Source organism: Streptomyces flaveus (genome assembly GCF_014647675.1).
Taxonomy (GTDB): Bacteria; Actinomycetota; Actinomycetes; order Streptomycetales; family Streptomycetaceae; genus Streptomyces; species Streptomyces flaveus.
The window spans coordinates 82,783-101,354 of the sequence record NZ_BMPQ01000012.1 but is presented as its reverse complement, the minus strand read 5'-3'; the positions used below and the strand labels follow the sequence as shown (position 1 = coordinate 101,354).

Annotated in this window: 16 protein-coding genes and 1 pseudogene; 6 read left to right on the top strand and 11 right to left on the bottom strand. The window is 70.3% G+C overall.

What is annotated here, in order from left to right; all coding sequences use genetic code 11:
* Positions 1 to 8: 8 nt before the first annotated feature.
* The 7 genes from IEZ21_RS23945 to IEZ21_RS23915 form a co-directional block, all read right to left on the bottom strand.
* Positions 9 to 746: an FAD:protein FMN transferase gene (locus IEZ21_RS23945; RefSeq protein WP_189324059.1), complete on the bottom strand. Its 738-nt coding sequence runs from the start codon at positions 744 to 746 to the stop codon at positions 9 to 11.
* Between the two features lie 52 nt (positions 747 to 798).
* The gene (locus IEZ21_RS23940; RefSeq protein ID WP_189323961.1) at positions 799 to 1,959 is read right to left on the bottom strand and encodes an FMN-binding protein; all 1,161 of its coding nucleotides are present in this window, start codon (positions 1,957 to 1,959) and stop codon (positions 799 to 801) included.
* A gap of 19 nt (positions 1,960 to 1,978) precedes the next feature.
* The gene (locus IEZ21_RS23935; protein ID WP_189323960.1) at positions 1,979 to 3,358 is read right to left on the bottom strand and encodes a ferredoxin reductase family protein; all 1,380 of its coding nucleotides are present in this window, start codon (positions 3,356 to 3,358) and stop codon (positions 1,979 to 1,981) included.
* A gap of 184 nt (positions 3,359 to 3,542) precedes the next feature.
* A complete protein-coding gene (locus IEZ21_RS23930) occupies positions 3,543 to 4,235 on the bottom strand; it encodes a L,D-transpeptidase family protein (RefSeq protein ID WP_189323959.1) in 693 nt (230 codons plus the stop codon).
* Between the two features lie 147 nt (positions 4,236 to 4,382).
* Positions 4,383 to 6,176, bottom strand: a complete 1,794-nt coding sequence (locus IEZ21_RS23925; RefSeq protein ID WP_189323958.1) for a peroxidase family protein — start codon at positions 6,174 to 6,176, stop codon at positions 4,383 to 4,385.
* 261 nt (positions 6,177 to 6,437) lie between these two features.
* Positions 6,438 to 7,025, bottom strand: coding sequence for a pyridoxamine 5'-phosphate oxidase family protein (locus IEZ21_RS23920; protein ID WP_189323957.1), 588 nt, complete (start codon positions 7,023 to 7,025; stop codon positions 6,438 to 6,440).
* Positions 7,026 to 7,167: 142 nt separating this feature from the next.
* Positions 7,168 to 8,067, bottom strand: a complete 900-nt coding sequence (locus tag IEZ21_RS23915; protein WP_189323956.1) for a hypothetical protein — start codon at positions 8,065 to 8,067, stop codon at positions 7,168 to 7,170.
* A gap of 254 nt (positions 8,068 to 8,321) precedes the next feature.
* Between IEZ21_RS23915 and IEZ21_RS23910 the strand changes: the two genes are divergently transcribed.
* Both IEZ21_RS23910 and argH read left to right on the top strand, forming a co-directional pair.
* The gene (locus IEZ21_RS23910) at positions 8,322 to 9,515 is read left to right on the top strand and encodes an argininosuccinate synthase (protein WP_189323955.1); all 1,194 of its coding nucleotides are present in this window, start codon (positions 8,322 to 8,324) and stop codon (positions 9,513 to 9,515) included.
* Positions 9,516 to 9,625: 110 nt separating this feature from the next.
* Positions 9,626 to 11,053, top strand: a complete 1,428-nt coding sequence (gene argH / locus IEZ21_RS23905; protein WP_189323954.1) for an argininosuccinate lyase — start codon at positions 9,626 to 9,628, stop codon at positions 11,051 to 11,053.
* 48 nt (positions 11,054 to 11,101) lie between these two features.
* Here the strand turns inward: argH and IEZ21_RS23900 are convergent, their stop codons facing one another.
* The 4 genes from IEZ21_RS23900 to IEZ21_RS23885 all read right to left on the bottom strand — a co-directional run bounded on the left by IEZ21_RS23900 (position 11,102) and on the right by IEZ21_RS23885 (position 14,685).
* Positions 11,102 to 11,353: a hypothetical protein gene (locus tag IEZ21_RS23900; protein WP_189323953.1), complete on the bottom strand. Its 252-nt coding sequence runs from the start codon at positions 11,351 to 11,353 to the stop codon at positions 11,102 to 11,104.
* A gap of 152 nt (positions 11,354 to 11,505) precedes the next feature.
* A complete protein-coding gene (locus tag IEZ21_RS23895) occupies positions 11,506 to 13,044 on the bottom strand; it encodes an MFS transporter (protein WP_189323952.1) in 1,539 nt (512 codons plus the stop codon).
* Positions 13,041 to 13,589, bottom strand: coding sequence for a TetR/AcrR family transcriptional regulator (locus IEZ21_RS23890; RefSeq protein WP_033323494.1), 549 nt, complete (start codon positions 13,587 to 13,589; stop codon positions 13,041 to 13,043). The genes IEZ21_RS23895 and IEZ21_RS23890 overlap by 4 nt, the downstream gene beginning before the upstream one ends.
* Before the next feature lie 124 nt (positions 13,590 to 13,713).
* Positions 13,714 to 14,685, bottom strand: coding sequence for an aldo/keto reductase (locus tag IEZ21_RS23885; RefSeq protein WP_189323951.1), 972 nt, complete (start codon positions 14,683 to 14,685; stop codon positions 13,714 to 13,716).
* A gap of 297 nt (positions 14,686 to 14,982) precedes the next feature.
* On the opposite strand from IEZ21_RS23885, the gene IEZ21_RS23880 reads away from it, so the two are divergent.
* The 4 genes and pseudogenes from IEZ21_RS23880 to IEZ21_RS23865 form a co-directional block, all read left to right on the top strand.
* On the top strand, positions 14,983 to 15,987 hold the full coding sequence (locus tag IEZ21_RS23880; protein WP_246568086.1) for an AAA family ATPase: 1,005 nt from the start codon (positions 14,983 to 14,985) through the stop codon (positions 15,985 to 15,987).
* Positions 15,984 to 16,907: a DUF58 domain-containing protein gene (locus IEZ21_RS23875; RefSeq protein ID WP_189323950.1), complete on the top strand. Its 924-nt coding sequence runs from the start codon at positions 15,984 to 15,986 to the stop codon at positions 16,905 to 16,907. Before IEZ21_RS23880 ends, IEZ21_RS23875 begins: the two co-directional genes overlap by 4 nt.
* A gap of 76 nt (positions 16,908 to 16,983) precedes the next feature.
* Positions 16,984 to 17,934, top strand: a complete 951-nt coding sequence (locus IEZ21_RS23870) for a VWA domain-containing protein (RefSeq protein ID WP_189323949.1) — start codon at positions 16,984 to 16,986, stop codon at positions 17,932 to 17,934.
* 179 nt (positions 17,935 to 18,113) lie between these two features.
* A pseudogene (locus IEZ21_RS23865) lies at positions 18,114 to 18,572 on the top strand (hypothetical protein); the annotation flags it as partial.

The following is an 18,572-nucleotide window of genomic DNA, read 5'->3' as shown; positions in this document are numbered from 1 at the left end:
GTCGGGGCTCACCCGAGGCGGGCGCCGAGACCTCCGGTACAGCGGACCTCGTCGCCCGCCGTGATGAGCAGCGCCTCGACGTCCGGTAGGGACTCCAGCCAGCTGAGGGCGTGCCGGGCGCCCATCGCGAAGGCCGCCGTCGCCCAGGCGTCCGCCCAGGTGAGCCGGGGGCTCACCACGGTCACGGCCACCAGGTCGGTGACCGCGGACTTGCCGGTGCCCGGGTCCACGATGTGGACGCCGCGCTCGGCGGAACCCGAGGTGGCGATGGCCAGTTCGTCGGCGCCCGCCGCGGAGACGACCGCCGCGAGGGAGCCGGGGCGCAGCGGGTCCGAGACACCGACCCGCCAGGGCCGCTCGGGCCCCGGTGTGCCGAGCAACTGCACGTCGCCACCGCCGTTCACGCTGACGCCGCTCGCCCCGGCTGCCATGAGGTGCCGGGCCGCACGCTCGACCGACCAGCCCTTCACCAGACCGGTCGGGTCGACGACACCCGCGTACTTCGTGCTGAACCAGCCGTCGCTCAACCGCTCGGCCTCGGCGCACAGTTCGAGGACCTCGGCGACCTCCGGGTCGCAGTCGTCGACGGTCAGCTCGCCCCGGCCGAGCCGGGAGATCTGACTGTTCTCCTTGAAGGTGCTGAACACCGCGTCCACCACGTGGAGTTGGGCGATCGCCTCCTCCAACGCGGTCTGCACGGCCGCCGCTTCGCCGCCGCGCACGTCGAACGAGACGACCGTGCCCATCACCTCCTCCGCGTGACGCACCGCGGGGAGCGCCTGCGCGGGATCCGCCACCTCAGCCACCGACCTGGTCCAAGGCGTTCTGGAGGGACTTCTTGTAGCCGGCGCTGGTGTAGGAAGCACCGGAGACGGCATCGATGTCGGCACTGCTCGCGGCGACGGCCGCCTGGTTGAGCTTCGGAATCGAGTTGGCGCTGACCTGGTCGCTGCGTCCGCCCTTCGGCTTCTGTACGGCCTCGGCCTTGGTGATCTTGCCGCCGTTGTAGGTGATACGGACCTGGACGGGGCCGTACTCGGTCTCGGCCACGCTGCCGGTCACGACGCGCGCGTCGGCTGCCACGTCGCTGGACCCGCCACCGCCACCGGCATTGTCGGAGCCTGCGGACCCGCTACCACTATCGCTACCGCCACCGCCGTTGCCCGCACCGGCCTGGCCGGATCCGGCAGCAGACCCGCCACCGGACTTGGGAGCCTTGTCGATGGCCGACTGGAGGGACTTCTTGTAGCCGGCGCTGGTGTAGGTGGCGCCGGAGACGGCGTCGATGTCGGCGTTGCCCGCGGCGACGGCCGCCTGGTTGAGCTTGGGCACGGAGTTGGCGCTGATCTGGTCGCTGCGCCCACCGGTCGGCTTCTGTACGGCCTCGGCCTTGGTGATCTTGCCGCCGGCCATGGTGACGCGGACCTGGACAGGACCGTACTCGGTCGTGGCCACGTCTCCGGTGACCGTCTGGGCCTGGGCCGAGCCGGACGACGAGCCGCCACCGCCACCGCCACCGGACTTGGGAGCCTTGTCGATGGCGGACTGGAGGGACTTCTTGTAGCCGGCGCTGGTGTACGTGGCGCCGGAGACCGCGTCGATGTCGGCGCTGCCCGCGGCGACGGCCGCCTGGTTGAGCTTGGGGATCGCGTCGGCGCTGATCTGGTCGCTGCGTCCGCCCTTGGGCTGCTGTACGGCCTCGGCCTTGGTGATCTTGCCGCCGGCCATGGTGAGGCGGACCTGGACGGGGCCGTACTCGGTCGTGGCCGCGTCTCCGGTGACCGCGCCGTCCTGGACGGCCGACTGCTGGGCGCCTCCCTGTGGCGATGCTCCGCCGCCCTGCGCGGATGCGGACGATGACGGGTCCGACGCCGGCTTCAGCGACAGAACCAGCACGATCCCGGACACGGTGGCGGCGGTTGCGAGCATGACACGCCGGATGGGGTGACTCTTCTTCATTGCTCCTGACTCCCGTCGCTCACATCTCGAACGACTCGTGATGGATGCGGCGGGCCGGTACGCCCGCGCCGCGGAGTGCTTCGTAGACCTGCTGTGCGAAGCCGGGAGGCCCGCACAGGAAAACGTCATGGCTGTCGACGTCCGGCAGCTTTCTGCGCAGAGTCTCCGCCGAGATGTCGGGGCGTTCCCCGTCCGGGCTGTTGACCGCGTACATGAGCCGGGCGCCGCGCTCGTCGGCGATGGCGGCCAGTTCGTCCCACAGAGCCAGGTCCTGGGTGCTGTTGGCCCGGTACAGCAGCGTCAGATCGCCGGGCGAGCCGGGCAGCGTCTCGAACAGCGCCCGCATCGGGGTGATGCCGACACCGCCCGCGATCAGCAGCACCTTGCCGCTCCTGCGCCGGGAGGCGGTCATCGCGCCGTACGGGCCCTCGGCCCAGACGCGGGTACCGGGCTCCAGCTCGCGCAGCCTGGAGGTGTGGTCGCCGATCGCCTTCACCGTGATGCGCAGCATGTTGGGGCGGGGCGCCGCCGACAGGGAGTACGGGTGCGAGCTGAAGCGCATGCCCGGCGCCATGAACCGCCACCGGAAGAACTGCCCGGCCTCGGCGCCGATGCGGTGCAGCCGCCGCCCCGAGATCAGCACCGAGACGACCCCGGGTGCCTCCTCGACGACATCCGCGACCCGCATACGGTGCCGCATGTTCAGCCGGATCGGCACGAGCACCCGGTACCAGAGCGCCAGCGCGGTCACGGTCCCGTACAGCGCGTACCAGGCCGTCGTCGCGGCGGGCTGGACGGCGAAGTCGTTGCCCGTGGACAGCTGGTGCCAGAACGACAGGTACACGGCCGCGTACGTGAGCAGATGGATGTGGTACCAGGTGTCGTACGGAATCCTGCGCCGGATCCCGCCGATGGAGATCAGGCCGATGAACAGCAGCAGACTCGTGCCGATCGCCGCCTTGCCCATGTCCGGCAGCGTGTTCACCGAGTCGATGGTCTGCTCGACGATCCCGGAGAACCCGAGTCCGGCCTGCAGCGCGTAGCCGTACATGGTCAGGATGAGGTGCGCGAGAACCAGGCAGAGCGTGTAGCGGCCGCTCATCGCGTGCCAGCGCGCCACGCGGTCCGAGCCGACGCGGCGCTCCAGCGCGGGCACCCGGGCCATCTGCAACACCACGAGGGCCATCAGGTAACCGGCCAGCAGGCCGGTGATCCGGCCGGCGCCCAGTATCCGGTCCGTGTTGTTGGCGATGGCCGGAGTGTTGCTCCACCACAGCCAGACCACCCCCACCGCACCCGCCCAGACAGCGAGCAGCAGCGGGACTGCGGGGTTGCGGCGAGGGCGGATGCGGCGCAACGTCTGGCGCCGCGCAGCGCGACCGCCGGCGATCGTACTCACGGTTCCTCCGTGGGACTGGCGAGAGGGGGAGTGGCCCTTGGCCCAGTGGTACGTCCCGGGACGGCAGCTTGTTCAATGCACCAGGGAGTAAGGGGTGAACTGCTGCGACTCGCGGTAACCCGGCGGCGGCGCGAAGGGCTGAGCGATCTCGGCAACCGACCTCGGCAACCGACAGCGATCGACCTCAGTAGCGGACGATCGAGGTCGGACCGCTCTCCGTCCCGATCGCGATGTGCGGCCTGCGCGCCGGATCCGCCCAGCCCAGGATCCGCCGCATCGCGTCCCGCGGCACGGACACACAACCGGCTGTCGCCCCACGCCCGTTGACGTGCAGGAAGATCCCGGCGCCGTGCCCGCGCACGGGCCGCTCGTAGTTGAAGCCGATGACGAGCGCGTACGCGTACTGCGTTCCGTACGAGATCAGGTGCTCGGACTCGGCGGCCCGGCAGTCGGCCGGGCGCGGCTCGGTCCAGCGGTTGTAGGAGCGCGAGTCGTTGGCCTGGCACCACCAGGAGTTCTGGCGCACGCGGCGGTACGGGGCTTTGGTCCCACCGGGCGCGGCCTTGATCCCGAACGCGTACGGAAGGTCGTAGAGCCCGGTGGGTGTCGTGCTCGTCCCCTGTCGGCGCGAGCCGCCCTCGACCAGCCCCTTGGCGCCGAAGCGCGCGGCTGAGGAACCGGCCTTCACCCAGCGTCCGTCGCGCCGGTCCCACCAGGTGAGGGTCCCGGTCGTCGAAGACGTGCGCGAGGCCTGCGCGGTGATGAGCTGGGTGCCGCCGCCGGTGTCCGCCATCCGCTCGGGAAGGGGAGGCGGGCCGCTCGGGGCCAGGGTGAGGAGGGACGCGGACACGAGGAGGACGGCGGCTCCGAGGCGCATGAACCGGACGCTACGGGGAGGCAGCGGCAGGGGCAGTCCGGATGGGCCGTACAGGCGCCGTCCGTTGGTGTACTCGCCGGTACTCCCGTGGGTTCCGAGCGGGCCTGGCAGGCCGCCCGGAACCCACGGTGTCCACGGGGTCCGCGCTCACAGACCCGGCGGGGGACCCAGCGGGTTGAGAAGTTCGGCCTTGCCCTCGAACGCGTAGAGCAGCAGATCGCTCATCCGGAAGGTGCTCTGGTCCACAGCGAGGGTGGGACGCCACTCGGGATCACGGACGATGGAGTGCTTGCTGCCCTCCATGGCCCGGTGGAAGACCTCGGCGACGATACGGCCGCCGACCCCGGTCAGCCGGCCGCCGCCCTTCACCTCGGCCTCCCTGAGGATGTAGAACCACAAGGGAGTTTTGGTCCTGACCGACTCCCGCTCCTCCGGGCTCAGTTCCGCCAGCGACGCACCGCCGCTGCCGTGCTCGATCTCGTCCTCGGTGAGCCGCTCGTCCTCGTCGAGCTTGAAGAACTCCGCCATCTCCTGGCCGGTCGCGAGCTTGAGCATGTTGGCCCGGGTGAGGTTCCGGAAGGCAAGATTGCGCTCGATCTCCGGGACCGTGGCCCCCCGGGCACCGAACGACCCGAGCGGGAGATCCTTGAGCATGTCGACCAGCAGGGTGTCGATCCGCTTCGCCAGGTTGAACTGGTCCGCGGTCCGCATGAGCTCCTTGCGGCCGGTCTCGCTGAAGTCGAAGAGCCGGGGAAGATCGGCGACCCAGTTGGTCGGCAGACGCTCCGCGCTGCCCGCGTCCGGGTTGTCGTCGTCGGGCGGGAAGGGCTGGAAGTTTCCGCTGGTCGCGGAGAAGACGAAGATCAGCCGCAGCGTCGCGGGAGCGATGACGCCGGGGCCTTGCCCGCTGTTGAACACCCGGTTCCACTCGTACTCGGCGCGGACCATGCTGTGGCCCAGGCGGAAGGCCGCCACCGAGAACTCGATGGGCATGGTGGGCGCGTCACCGGGCTGAAGGGTTCGGTACGTGTCGTCTTCGACAGCGCCGTCGCCGTACTTGATCTCGGGCGCCACATCGAAGTACCTGCGACCGTGGGTGAAGACGTCGTCCACGATCTGGTCGTCGACGATCTGGATCAGGTAGTCCGTGCGCAGCATCCACTGGTAGTGCTTGACGACCAGTTCGCGCGCGGTGTCGAAGAGCACCGCGCTGTCCGTCCCCTTCGCGGCCAGGTCGCTGACGACCTTGTTGTGGAAGCGGATGAAGGCGCAGTGGATCTGGGCGACGGCGAGGTTCTCGTCGTTGCGGGGATCGGGGATCAGCGCTGCCCGCCGCTCCCCGATCGACGAACCGATGCCGATCCGGGGCAGGTCGAACCCGTCCAGTTCCTGCTGCGGGACATCGTTGACGCCGTCCGAGGGTCCTCCCGCCGACTGAGTCCTGCCTGTACGCAACCGGATTCCGTCGGGCCCGTAGAACTTCCGGTCCTGCGGCTTCTGCGGCCCTCGCCCGTACAGGCTGTCGAGGTCCAGTGCGGGAGAGCGGCCCTGGATGAGTTCCTCCACGGTGACGTCCTGCTCCAGGTCCCGGATGGTGGCGTCGAGCGTCATATCGTGGTCGACGAACTGCCCCAGGTAGGTGAATCCCGCCGGAATGGCGGGGCGGGAGGAGTCCGGCGACTCTCCGGCCGGGCCGGCGGGGTCGGGCGTCATCGCCTTGGCGAGCGCCTCGCGCAGTGCCCTGCTCGTCACCGTGGTCCCGGGCACGGGGCTCAGACGGGAGAAGCGGAACTTGCGCAGCGAGGCGATGGTCGACGGCGTCGACGGTTCGATCGGGGTGTCGCTGCTCGTGCCCGGATCGTTGAAGATGCCCTCGCCGAGGACGTAGTAGGAGTTGCGGACATGGCGTTTGCTCTGAGGTTCGCGTGCGGGTCGGAACATGGATCCCCCATCTGTTCCTGATGTCGTGCTGTCCCTGTGTTCCTTGTGGGCTCAAGCCCCGGGTCCGGACACTGTGCGACTTCTCCGGACGTCCCCTGGCAGCGCCTTGGGCGCGCTGGCGCCGAGCGTAGGCGCTGCGAACGGCGGAGGGGAGAATTCCGTCAAATGTCTCAACAGCCTTGTGTAGCAAGAAGATCCGCAAAACATGCGCACCCGGTCATGACGGTACGGAATGCCGCAAGGTTCTCAAGGTGTACGAGCTCAGGCTGGGGTGGGAGGCAGCGGCAGGGGCAGCCCGGGCAGACCGTCCAGACTCGTCGCTATGTGCTCCTTCTTCCCGAAGTACTCGCTCAGCGAGGTGTCGTCCTCGCGTGCGAAGCGCTTGGCATGCAGCTCGCGGTCTTCGTCGTACGTCATGAAGGGCACCGCGTAGCCGCAGGTGTCGCGGATGAGTTCGGCGGTCACGACGATGATCGCGCGCAGGCCGTGCGGGGTCGGGTCGATGTCCGGGAAATGGGCGAGGAGCTCCTTGAAGCGCGGATCGTCACGGAAGACCGGCTCACCGCGGCCGTGTACGCGGACGATGTTCGGTGGGCCCTGGAAGGCGCACCACATCAGGGTGATCCGGCCGTTCTCCCGCAGGTGGGCGATCGTCTCGGCGTTGCTGCCGGCGAAGTCCAGGTAGGCGACGGTGAGTTCGTCCAGGACCGCGAACGAGTCTTTGAGGCCCTTGGGGGAGAGGTTGATCGTGCCGTCCCCGGACAGGGGCGCCGTCGCTGTGAAGAAGAGGGGCTGCGCCTCGATGAACGTACGCAGTCGGCCGTCTATGCGCTCGTAAGTCTTTCCCATGTCTAACGATTATTCGCGCAACTCCTTTGACTGTCTAAGGAATTACGCGCTCTGGGAACTGCGCACAGGGCAGCTCAAGGCTCCGTGGCCGTCCCGGCCCAGCGCTCGGGGCGGCCACGGAGGGCTTACTCGGTGGCGTCGGTTACTGGTTGAGCTCGCAGGCCGCGAGGGCTTCGAGGCCCTCGGGCTTCTCCGCAGCACGACCGATGGCGGTCTCGATGCGGTTCAGCGCGGCGACGCGCTTGTCCTCCAGCGGGCCGAGGATGGCGTTCTGGATGAAGTTGGGGCCGCCCTGGCCGACCGTGTCGACGATGCGCTGGTTGGCCTCGGCGATCTGGGTGTCGAGCTGAGCGAGGTTGCTGTCCACCTCCGCCTGGGCGGAAGCGGGGATCTCGGCGGGCAGGCTCGGCTCGACGTCGGGGCAGCTGATGGTGCCCGCGGCGCCGGCGTTGCCCGCGTCCTCGGCTCCGCCCGCGTCCTCCGCGTTTCCGGCGTCACCGGCCGCGTCCCCTGCCCCGGCGTCTTCGTTCCCGCCCGCCGCGTCGGTGGGCGCCTCGGTCGGCTCCTCCTCGGCCTCGCCGCCCGCGTCAGCCGCCCCACCCGCGTTGAGCTCGCAGGCCGCGAGCGCTTCGAGACCCTCGGGCTTCTCGGCGGCGCGGCCGATCGCCGTCTCGATGCGGTTCAGGGTGGCGATGCGCTTGTCTTCCAGCGGGCCGAGGATGGCGTTCTGGACGAAGTTGGCGCCGCCCTGGCCGACCGTGTCGACCAGTCTCTTGTCGGCCTCGGAGATCTGGGTGTCGAGGAGCGTGAGGTTGCGCTCCACCTCGGCCTGCGCGGAGGCCGGGATCGCGGGGAGGCTGCCCTCCACGGCCGGGCAGTTCACCGTGCCGGGCGACGCGTTCGTGGCGGCCTGCTCGCCGTTGTTCGACGTCTCTCCGGCCAAGGCCGATCCGGCGATCACGGCGCCGGACAACACGACAGCGGCGGCGCCGCCGATCATCGCCACGCGGCGCTTGTGGTACTTCGGGAGAGCCCTGGACATGCGGAAGCCTCGCTCTGGTCGGGGGTGGGCCGCCCGTGGTCCCTCGGGCGGCGTGCTGTCTGTGCGGTACAGCGGTCTTGCGGTGTACAAACGCGGCGCCTGCGTTCAGCGGGAGATACGCGAAAGCGGTTTCACCCGTTCAAACAAAACCTGAGATTTGTTCGCCATGCTCTCCAGCGGACCCCGAGATTGACGAACCATGCAGAGTGCTGCATACTCATGCATGTCAGCGAATGCACTGTGAGGAGAAACCCGTGACCGAGCGCGTCGTACTCGCCTACTCGGGCGGCCTGGACACCTCCGTCGCCATCGGCTGGATCGCCGAGGAGACGGGCGCCGAGGTCATCGCCGTTGCCGTGGACGTCGGCCAGGGCGGCGAGGACCTGGACGTCATCCGCAAGCGCGCGCTCGCCTGCGGTGCCGTCGAGGCCGAGGTCGCGGACGCCAAGGACGAGTTCGCCGAGGAGTACTGCCTCCCGGCGATCAAGGCCAACGCCCTCTACATGGACCGCTACCCGCTGGTCTCCGCCCTCTCCCGGCCGACCATCGTCAAGCACCTCGTCGCCGCCGCCCAGAAGCACGGCGCGAGCACGGTCGCCCACGGCTGCACCGGCAAGGGCAACGACCAGGTCCGCTTCGAGGCCGGCATCGTCGCCCTCGCCCCCGACCTCAAGTGCATCGCCCCGGTCCGCGACTACGCGATGACCCGGGACAAGGCGATCGCCTTCTGCGAGGACAAGGGCCTGCCGATCGCCACCACCAAGAAGTCGCCGTACTCCATCGACCAGAACGTCTTCGGACGCGCCGTCGAGACCGGCTTCCTGGAGGACATCTGGAACGCCCCGATCGAGGACGTCTACGAGTACACGCAGAACCCCGCGCTCCCGCGTGAGCCCGACGAGGTCGTCGTCACCTTCAAGGCGGGCGTCCCGGTCGCCATCGACGGCAAGCCCGTCACCGTCCTGCAGGCGATCCAGCAGCTCAACCAGCGAGCCGGCGCCCAGGGCATCGGCCGGATCGACATGGTCGAGGACCGCCTCGTCGGCATCAAGTCCCGTGAGGTGTACGAGGCTCCCGGCGCCATCGCGCTGATCACGGCCCACCAGGAGCTGGAGAACGTCACCGTCGAGCGCGAACTCGCCCGCTACAAGCGGCAGGTCGAGCAGCGCTGGGGCGAGCTGGTCTACGACGGCCTGTGGTTCTCCCCGCTCAAGCGCGCCCTGGACGGCTTCATCAACGAGGCCAACCAGCACGTCTCCGGCGACATCCGGATGACCCTGCACGGCGGTCGCGCCGTCGTCACCGGCCGCCGCTCCGAGTCGTCGCTGTACGACTTCAACCTCGCGACGTACGACACGGGCGACTCCTTCGACCAGTCCGCGGCGAAGGGCTTCATCGACATCTACAGCCTGTCGTCGAAGATCGCCGCGAAGCGGGATCTGGCGTAAGCCCGCCACGCGGGGCGCGAGCCTCGCACGCACTGACCTGACAGCCGCCTCCTCACCTGCAAGGGTGGGGAGGCGGTCGCACATTCACCATTCTCCGAGGAGCAGAGCAAGTGAGCAGCAACAGCGGTGACGTACGGCTCTGGGGCGGCCGTTTCGCCGACGGTCCCGCCGAGGCCCTGGCCAAGCTGTCCGCGTCCGTCCACTTCGACTGGCGGCTCGCGCCGTACGACATCGCCGGTTCACGGGCCCACGCGCGCGTGCTGCACAAGGCGAACCTCCTCACCGACGACGAGCTGGAGCGCATGCTCGCGGGCCTCGACCAGCTCGAAGCCGATGTGGCGGACGGCACGCTCGTCGGGACCATCGCCGACGAGGACGTGCACACGGCGCTCGAGCGCGGCCTCCTGGAGCGGATCGGCCCGGACCTCGGCGGCAAGCTGCGCGCGGGCCGCTCGCGCAACGACCAGGTCGCCACGCTCTTCCGGATGTACCTGCGCGACCACGCCCGGATCATCGGCGGCCTGATCGCCGATCTCCAGGACGCCCTGATCGGTCTGGCCGAGGCCCACCCGGACGTCGCCATGCCGGGCCGTACGCACCTTCAGCACGCCCAGCCGGTGCTCTTCGCGCATCACGTACTGGCCCACGCCCAGGCCCTCTCCCGGGACGCCGAGCGCCTGCGCCAGTGGGACGAGCGGACGGCCGTGTCGCCATACGGCTCGGGAGCCCTGGCCGGCAGCAGTCTGGGGCTCGACCCGGAGGCCGTCGCCCGCGACCTCGGCTTCGAGCACGGCAGCTCGGGCAACTCCATCGACGGGACGGCCTCGCGGGACTTCGCCGCCGAGTTCGCCTTCATCACCGCGATGATCGGCGTGAACCTCTCCCGGATCGCCGAGGAGATCATCCTCTGGAACACGAAGGAGTTCTCCTTCGTCACCCTCCACGACGCCTTCTCCACCGGCTCGTCGATCATGCCGCAGAAGAAGAACCCGGACATCGCGGAACTGGCACGCGGCAAGAGCGGCCGGCTGATCGGCAACCTGACCGGCCTGATGGCGACGCTCAAGGCGCTGCCCCTCGCGTACAACCGCGACCTCCAGGAGGACAAGGAGCCGGTCTTCGACTCCTGCGACCAACTCGAGGTCCTGCTCCCCGCCTTCACCGGCATGATGGCGACCCTGACCGTCAACCGCGAGCGCATGGAGGAGCTGGCCCCGGCCGGTTTCTCGCTCGCCACCGACATCGCCGAGTGGCTGGTCAAGCAGGGCGTGCCGTTCCGCGTCGCGCACGAGGTCGCGGGCGAGTGCGTGAAGGTCGCCGAGGCCGAGGGCAAGGAACTGGACCAGCTGACCGACGAACAGTTCGCGAAGATCTCCGCGCATCTGACCCCCGAGGTACGCACCGTCCTCAACGTCCCCGGCGCCCTCGCCTCCCGCAACGGCCGCGGCGGCACGGCCCCCAGCGCGGTCGCGGTCCAGCTCGCCGAGGTCAAGGCGGACGTGGCGGCCCAGCACACGTGGGCGAACGCCCGCAAGTAAGCGGGTGAGCGCCCGTGAGTGCCTGAGGTCAGCGGGGGAGCGCGGCGGTCACAGCGCGTCGGCCGGATCGCCCGTGGACTCGGACGGGGTGCTGCCGCTGCCCCCGTCCTTCTCAGGGCAGTCCTCTTCGCTCCAGGCGCTGGTTCCGCTGTTCGACGTGCCTTCCTCGACGACGAACTCGACCTTGTCGCGCGGCGGTCGGTCGCCGTCGGCGGCGATGGCGACACCGCCTCCGGCCAGGCCCGCGACGGCCAGCACAGTAGCGGCGACGACAACTGTCTTACGGGTACGACGTGTCATGTCGGTGGCTCCTTCAGCCGAGTGGGACGACATCGGGTACACGTCCAAGAGCATCAGGTGAGGGCGAAAACGGGCTTAAAGCGGCCGGTGGCCTGGGGATTTGGGTGACTTGGGCACCCGTACGCCACCAGGCCACCACGGCGCGCGGCGGGCTACGGGTGCTCCGTCCCGCCCTCTAGCCGCTGCCCCCGCAGCAGGAACCACGCCGCCACCGCCGCGCCGAGCAGCACCGCCGCGCCGGCACCCGCCGCGAGCGTGAGCCCGTCGACGAAGGCCGCGCGGGCGGCGCTCAGCAGCGCCTCGGCGTTCGGCAGGCCCGCCGTCGCCTCCACCGCGCCGCCCAGGGACTCGTGCGCCGCTGCGGCCACCCCCGGAGACGTACCGGCCGGAGCCGTGAAGCCGGCGTAGACGCCCGTGACGATGGAGCCGAGGAGCGCGATACCGAGGGCCGCGCCGAGTTCGTACGCCGTCTCGGAGACCGCGGACGCGGCGCCCGCCTGCTCCTTCGGCACACTGGAGAGAATCACGTCGGCGGTCACGGTGAACGAGAAGCCCGCGCCGACGCCCACGAACAGCAGTGCGCCGCCGAGCAGTGGATAGCCGGTGGACGGGCTCAGCAGCGTGAGCGTGGCCAGCGCGAGGCCGATCGCGGCGAGCCCGCCCGCGACGACGGCCCGTACCGAGTATCGGCGCGCCACCGAACCCGCGATCAGTCCGGCCACCACCGCGCCCACCGCGGCGGGCAGTTCGGCGAGACCCGCCATCAACGGCCGCATGCCCTGGACGAGTTGCAGGTACTGCGAGAGGAAGAAGACCAGACCCGACAGGCCGAGAATGGTCAGCAGATCGGCGAGCACGGCCGCCGAGAAGCCGCGGTTGCGGAACAACCGCATGTCCAACAGCGGTGTTTCCAGCGCGAATTGACGGCGTACGAAGCCGAAGAGCGCGGCGGCACCGAGCAGACCCGCGGCAGCCGCCTCCCCGCTCACCCCGTGCGCGGCGGCCTCCTTGACCCCGTACACGATGCCGACCATCCCGACGAGCGACAGGACGACACTGATCAGGTCCCACGGGCCGGGCTCGGGATCACGGGACTCGGGCAGCAGCTTCATGCCGACGACGACGAGGACCGCCATCACGGGGAGGTTGATGAGGAAGACGGAGCCCCACCAGAAGTGCTCCAGCAGGAAACCGCCGGCGATCGGCCCGATCGCCATGCCCGCGGAGGCGGTCGCGCCCCAGATGCCGACGGCGAGACTGCGTTCGCGCGGGTCGTGGAAGAGGTTGCGGATGAGGGCGAGCGTGGCGGGCATCAGGGTCGCGCCCGCGACGCCGAGCAGCGCCCGCGCCAGGATCATCAACTCCGCAGTGCCCGCATAGGCGTTGAGCACGGAGACCAGGCCGAACGCGACCGAGCCGATGAGCAGCAGCTTCTTACGGCCGATACGGTCGCCGAGGCTGCCCATCGAGACGAGCAGACCGGCGATCACGAACGAGTAGACGTCACCGATCCACAGCAACTGAGTACCGGACGGCTTCAGGTCCTCGCTGATGTACGGGGTGGCAAGCCCGAGTACGGTCGCGTCGACGGCCACAAGCAGCACGGCGAGGACGAGCACGGCCAGTGCGAGCCAGCGCCCGGGGCGCTTCTCCACTTCCGTCGCCGCCGTCCACTGCTGTGTGCTGGTCATGATTCTCTCCGTAGTGCGCCGCCGAGCAGCAGCTCGACGATCATGTGGTGGAAGTCCTTCGCGGCGACCTTGCCGTTCAGTACGACCCAGGCGCAGGACGCGATCAGTGCGAACAGCGCCTCGGTGAGCCAGGCGGGCGTGAGGTCGATACGGAACTCGCCGCTCTCCTGGCCACGCCGGAACAGGGCGGAGATACGGGCGTCGAGCCGGGCCCAACCCTCGTTCTGCTGCTCACCCTCGAAGAGCTGGTTCTCCGTGTAGAGGAACGAGAGCAGTCCGGCGGCGGGCTCGATCTCGCGCACCAGCCGGCGTACGGCATCGCTCGCGGACCCCTCGTCGAGCCGCGCCGCGTCCAGCGCCGCCTCGCACTCCTCGATGCCGAGCTCTTCGAGCGCTCGCACGAGGGCGTCGCGCCCTGCGAACTGGCGGTGCAGGGTGGCCCGGCTGATCCCGGCGGCCTTGGCGACCTCGTCCATGGTGGAGGTGGACTTCCGGGTGAGCAGCGCGGCGGCGCTGCGGAGTACGTGGGAGCGATCGACAGCCATGAGACAACCATAGCCCACATGAGACATGAGTGTCTCACTCAAGGCGTACGTGGCTCATTCATGCTCGCTCAGTCATGCCTGCCTGCGGTGCCCGCAGTGTTGGACTCCGGTGATCAGTGGGTGCTCAGTGCCAGGGCAGCTGCCCGCGCCGCTCCCAGTACGTGCCCGGCTCCTCGGCGAGTGTGGCCAGCCGGGCCGTCTGTTCGTCGTCGAGGTCGACTACCGCGGCGTGCAGGTTCGAGACGAGCTGGTTGACGGTGGCCGCGCCGGAGAGGACGACACCGGCCCAGGGCTGTCGCAGGACGAGGGCGAGGGCGACCGCGTCGGCGCCGAGTTCCGCCGCCTCGGCGATGGCGCGCACCGCCTCCGGGGCGTGCGGACCGGCGAGGCGGCCGTTGGCCATGGCCTCCTTGACGATCACGGTGAGCCCGGCGGCATGCGCCTCGGCGAGCGCGGGCGCGGCGGAGATCTCCAGCGCGTTGTAGGTGGCCTGGACGGTACGGAAGAGGGGCTCGCCCTCGACCGTCACGGCGAGCGCGGCCCGGATGGCGTCGGCCTGGGCCGGTCCACTGGTGGAGAAGCCGATCGTGAGCCCCTGGGCTGCGGCCTCCGCCAGCTTGGCGTGGAGTTCCTTGTCGGTGAGGGCCGGGCTGTCCGGGGTCACCGAGTGGATCTGGTACAGGTCGAGCCGGTCGCCGAGCAGTTCGGCGGACTCGGCGCGCTGCCGCTCGTACGTGGTGACGCTGTGGTCCTTGACCTCGTGCTCCTCGGCGTCCGCCCGCCAGCCCGCGGTGTAGGTGTAGCCCCACTTGCTGCCGATGACGACATCGTCGACCTCGGGCCGGGTGCGCAGCCAGTCGGTGAGGAACTCCTCGGAACGGCCGTACGAGCGGGCCGCGTCGAAGTAGCGGACGCCCTGGGCGTAGGCGGCGTCGAGGAGTTCATGAGATCGCTCGCGCAACGCCTCGACGCTGCGCTCGGCCGGGAGGTCGCTCTCGCGGCCGAGGTTGATATAGCCGGGGCGGCCGACGGCGGCGAGGCCCAGGCCGATGTGGCAGGTGGGGGTCGTCGCTGAGGCGAGTCGGGCGAAGGGCATGGGGGCTCCGTTCGGTCGCTCTTGTGCGGCTCCGGACCAACGTAACCGTTCCTCTGGCCGTTGGCCGCTGTGCCCACCCGCGATGACGAGGTCCCGGAACTCCGCTCTGCCTCGCGTTGCGCCGTCCTTAAGCCGGTTTTCGCCCCCGCCTGATGGTCTTGCTCCCAGGCAACGCCTCACAACGGCCTCGCCCGCCCCGCGCGACGGGCGGAGCCGCAGCCCGACGGCGCTAAGGAGCGACAAGACCATGACACGTACGCCCCACACGGTCCTCGCATCAGACAGCGCGGAGGCACGGTGACCACGAACCACGAGACAAGCGACGGCAAGCTTCTCGAAGAGGCGCTCTTCGAGGTCAAGCGCGTGATAGTCGGCCAAGACCGCATGGTTGAGCGGATGTTCACCGCGGTCCTGGCCCGTGGGCACTGCCTGCTGCAGGGCGTGCCGGGTGTCGCCAAGACGCTCGCCGCGAAGACCCTCGCCCAGGTCGCGGGCGGAAAGTTCGCGCGGCTCCAGTTCACCCCGGACCTCGTACCGTCCGACATCACCGGCACCCGGATCTACCGGCAGTCCAGTGAGACCTTCACCGTCGAACCCGGCCCCGTCGTCGCGAACTTCGTCCTCGCCGACGAGATCAACCGCGCCCCCGCCAAGGTGCAGTCCGCGCTCCTCGAAGTGATGGGCGAGCACCAGGTCTCCATCGGCGGCACCACCATCCCCGTCCCCCAGCCGTTCCTCGTACTCGCCACCCAGAACCCCATCGAGTCCGAGGGCGTCTACCAACTCCCCGAAGCCCAGCGCGACCGCTTCCTGCTCAAGGTGGAGATCGCCGCCCCGAGCGAGTCCGAAGAACTCGCGATCCTCTACCGGATGAGCGTCGACCCACCCCGGGCGCGCCCCGTCCTCACCCCGGAGCGGCTGATCGCGCTCCAGCGCGCCGCCGACGAGGTGTTCGTGCACCACGCGATCGCCGAGTACGCGGTACGGCTGATCGTCTCGACCCGTGAACTCGCGGGCCGCGACGGCCGGCTGGCGCACGGCGCGGGACCTCGCGCCACCCTCGGCCTGGTCGCCGCCGCCCGCGCGCTCGCCCTGTTGCGCGGCCGTGGCTACGTCCTCCCCGAGGACGTGCACGATCTGGCCCACGAGGTCATCGCGCACCGGCTGGTGATGTCCTTCGACGCGCTCGCCGACGGCATCACCGGAGCCGGGATCGTCGACGAGGTGCTGGCCGCGGTGGAGCAGCCACGGGTCAGTCCGCGCCACGACCTCGGGCCCGACCAGGAGGAGAATGCGGCATGAGCGGCAGCACCCCGAGCCTGCGTGAACTCACTCCCGAACAAGCCCTGAAACACCTGGAGTTGCTCTTCACCCGCCGTCCCGACGGCCTCCTCCAGGGCGATCACACGGGGCTGGTGCCCGGTCCCGGCAGCGAGGTGTCCGAGACCCGTCCGTACGCCATAGGGGACGACGTACGCCGGATGGACTGGAGCGCCACCGCGCGCACCACCGTCCCGCACGTCCGGCTCACCCTCGCCGACCGTGAACTGACCACCTGGATCGTCCTCGACGCCTCCGCGAGCATGGACTTCGGCACCGCCCAGATGGAGAAACGCGACCTGGCCGTCGGCGCTGCCGCGGCCGTCGCCTTCCTCACCGAGCGGGCCGGGAACCGGATCGGCGCCCAGATCACCGGCCCCGACGGCATCCGGCGGATCCCGCCGCGCACCGGCCGCGGCCACCTCCTCAGGGTGCTGCGCGCCGCCCTGGACCGTCCCCGCGTGGCACCCGGCCAGACCGCCGCCGGGCAGAGCCTCGCCGACGCCCTGTACGCGCTGCGCACCCTGCCCGGCAGCGGCCTCGTCGCCGTCGTCTCCGACTTCCTGGAGACCGGCTGGGAGCAGCCGCTGCGCACCATCGCCCACCGCCACCAGCTGCTCGCGGTCGAGACGGTCGACCCCCGCGAACTGGAGCTGCCTGATGTGGGGTTGCTCACCGTCGTCGACCCCGAGACCGGCCGCAGGCGTGAAATCCCCACCAACGCACGGCGGTTGCGCGAGCGGTACGCCGCGGCGGCGCTGGAACAGCGGGCGTTGATCAAGACGTCCATACGCCGGGCGGGCGCGGCCCATCTGCGGCTGCGTACGGATCGTGACTGGGTGCGTGATGTCGTACGCCATGTCGCGGCCCAGCGGCGCAGGGCGGGAGGCGGTGCCGCGTGAACGCCCGGCCCGTGCAGGTGAGTGCCATGTCACCGCCGTCCTCATCCCCATCGCCATCCGTCCACCGGGAGCTGCCATGAGTCTGCGTTCGCCCGGCTGGCTGCTGCTCCTGGTGCCCTTGCTCGCGCTGATCGCCGTGTATCTGGTGGTGCAGCGCCGACGCGGCCGGTACGCCGTCCGGTTCACCAACCTCGATCTGCTGGACAAGGTCGCGCCCAAGCAGCCGGGCTGGCGCCGGCATGTCCCCGCAGCCGCTTTCTGCGCCATGGTCGGCCTGCTGATCGTCGGTTTCGCCCGGCCCACCACCGAGGTGCAGGTGCCGCGCGAACGGGCCACGATCGTCGTCGCCTTCGACGTCTCGGCCTCCATGGAGGCCACGGATGTCGAGCCGACCCGCTTCGAGGCGGCCCAGCAAGCGGCCCTCGCCTTCGTCGACCGGCTGCCCGAGCGCTTCAACGCCGGGCTCGTCCCCTTCAGCGGCACCGCGAACGTGGCGGTGCCGCCGACCACCGACCGGGCCGCGCTGCGCACCGCCATCGAACAGCTCACCACCGGCGAGGGCACGGCGATCGGCGAGGCCGTCGTGGCCTCGCGCGACGCCGTCCGCATGCTCGACCGGGAGGCCGAACGCCGTCCGCCGCCCGCGCACATCGTGCTCCTGTCGGACGGCTCCAACACCACGGGCCGCTCCATCGAGGAGGCGGCCGAAGAGGCGGCCGGCGACCAGATCCCGGTCTCGACCATCGCGTACGGCACGGAAGGGGGCACCATCGAGCTGCCCTCGGGCGACAGCATCCCCGTCCCTGTGGACGGCCCTGCTCTGGAGAACCTTGCCTCCAGCACCGGTGGGGACTTCCACGAGGCCGCGACCGGGGAAGAACTCCAGGCGGTGTACGAGGACATCGGCAGCTCCGTGGGGCACCGCACGGAGGAACGTGAGATCTGGCAGTGGTTCGTCGCGGCGGGGCTGCTTGCGGCACTTGCCGCCGCAGCGATGTCCCTGCTCTGGTTCTCGAGGTTGCCGTGACGCGGTGGCCCTCCGCTGGGAGGGCGGTTCGAAGCTGCGGGTTCGTTGTGGCTGGTCGCGCCCGCGCGGCGGAGCCGCAAATCGACACAGCCCCGCGCCCCTGACGGGGCGCTGGTGGAGCCGCAATTTGATGCAGCCCCGTGCCCCTGAAGGGGCGCGGTGACCAAGGAGGAGTTTTCGTGTCCGACAACCGACACACCGGCCACCCGGGGCCCGCGGCCCCTCCGGGCCCCGGGCCCGACGGTCGCGAGCATCCGTACGGTGACACCGGAGCTGACGACGGCTGGTCGAGGCCGGAGGCCGACGACCCGTACCCGGGTCTGGCCGCGGCGCGCGGGGGCTCCTTCGAGGGCGCGGGCGCCCGGGACGCGGACTCGGGCGCGCCGTCGCACGATCCGTACGGCGGTGTGAAGCCAGGTGCACAGGCCGGTGACCCGCACTCGAGCGGGCCGCCCGCCGAGCCCCCGTACGCCGGACTTGGAGAGCCCCGCGGCCCCGCGTTCGTGCCGGGCCGACCACCGCCGACGTTCGGGCCGCCTGCGGCGGGGGCCCGGCCGGTGGAGGCGTATACGTCCCCGTACGCCACCCCGTCGGCACCGGTCCAGCGCGGCCCCCGAAAGCCCCGCCCGATCGTCGCG

What these genes read in the sequence shown, in the direction of transcription:
- IEZ21_RS23945 (WP_189324059.1), bottom strand. Translation starts at nt 746, where the DNA reads ATGGGCACGGTCGTCTCGTTCGACGTGCGCGGCGGCGAAGCGGCGGCC.
- IEZ21_RS23940 (WP_189323961.1), bottom strand. Translation starts at nt 1,959, where the DNA reads ATGAAGAAGAGTCACCCCATCCGGCGTGTCATGCTCGCAACCGCCGCC.
- IEZ21_RS23930 (WP_189323959.1), bottom strand. Translation starts at nt 4,235, where the DNA reads ATGCGCCTCGGAGCCGCCGTCCTCCTCGTGTCCGCGTCCCTCCTCACC.
- IEZ21_RS23925 (WP_189323958.1), bottom strand. Translation starts at nt 6,176, where the DNA reads ATGTTCCGACCCGCACGCGAACCTCAGAGCAAACGCCATGTCCGCAAC.
- IEZ21_RS23920 (WP_189323957.1), bottom strand. Translation starts at nt 7,025, where the DNA reads ATGGGAAAGACTTACGAGCGCATAGACGGCCGACTGCGTACGTTCATC.
- IEZ21_RS23915 (WP_189323956.1), bottom strand. Translation starts at nt 8,067, where the DNA reads ATGTCCAGGGCTCTCCCGAAGTACCACAAGCGCCGCGTGGCGATGATC.
- IEZ21_RS23900 (WP_189323953.1), bottom strand. Translation starts at nt 11,353, where the DNA reads ATGACACGTCGTACCCGTAAGACAGTTGTCGTCGCCGCTACTGTGCTG.
- IEZ21_RS23895 (WP_189323952.1), bottom strand. Translation starts at nt 13,044, where the DNA reads ATGACCAGCACACAGCAGTGGACGGCGGCGACGGAAGTGGAGAAGCGC.
- IEZ21_RS23890 (WP_033323494.1), bottom strand. Translation starts at nt 13,589, where the DNA reads ATGGCTGTCGATCGCTCCCACGTACTCCGCAGCGCCGCCGCGCTGCTC.
- IEZ21_RS23885 (WP_189323951.1), bottom strand. Translation starts at nt 14,685, where the DNA reads ATGCCCTTCGCCCGACTCGCCTCAGCGACGACCCCCACCTGCCACATC.
- IEZ21_RS23875 (WP_189323950.1), top strand. Translation starts at nt 15,984, where the DNA reads ATGAGCGGCAGCACCCCGAGCCTGCGTGAACTCACTCCCGAACAAGCC.
- IEZ21_RS23870 (WP_189323949.1), top strand. Translation starts at nt 16,984, where the DNA reads ATGAGTCTGCGTTCGCCCGGCTGGCTGCTGCTCCTGGTGCCCTTGCTC.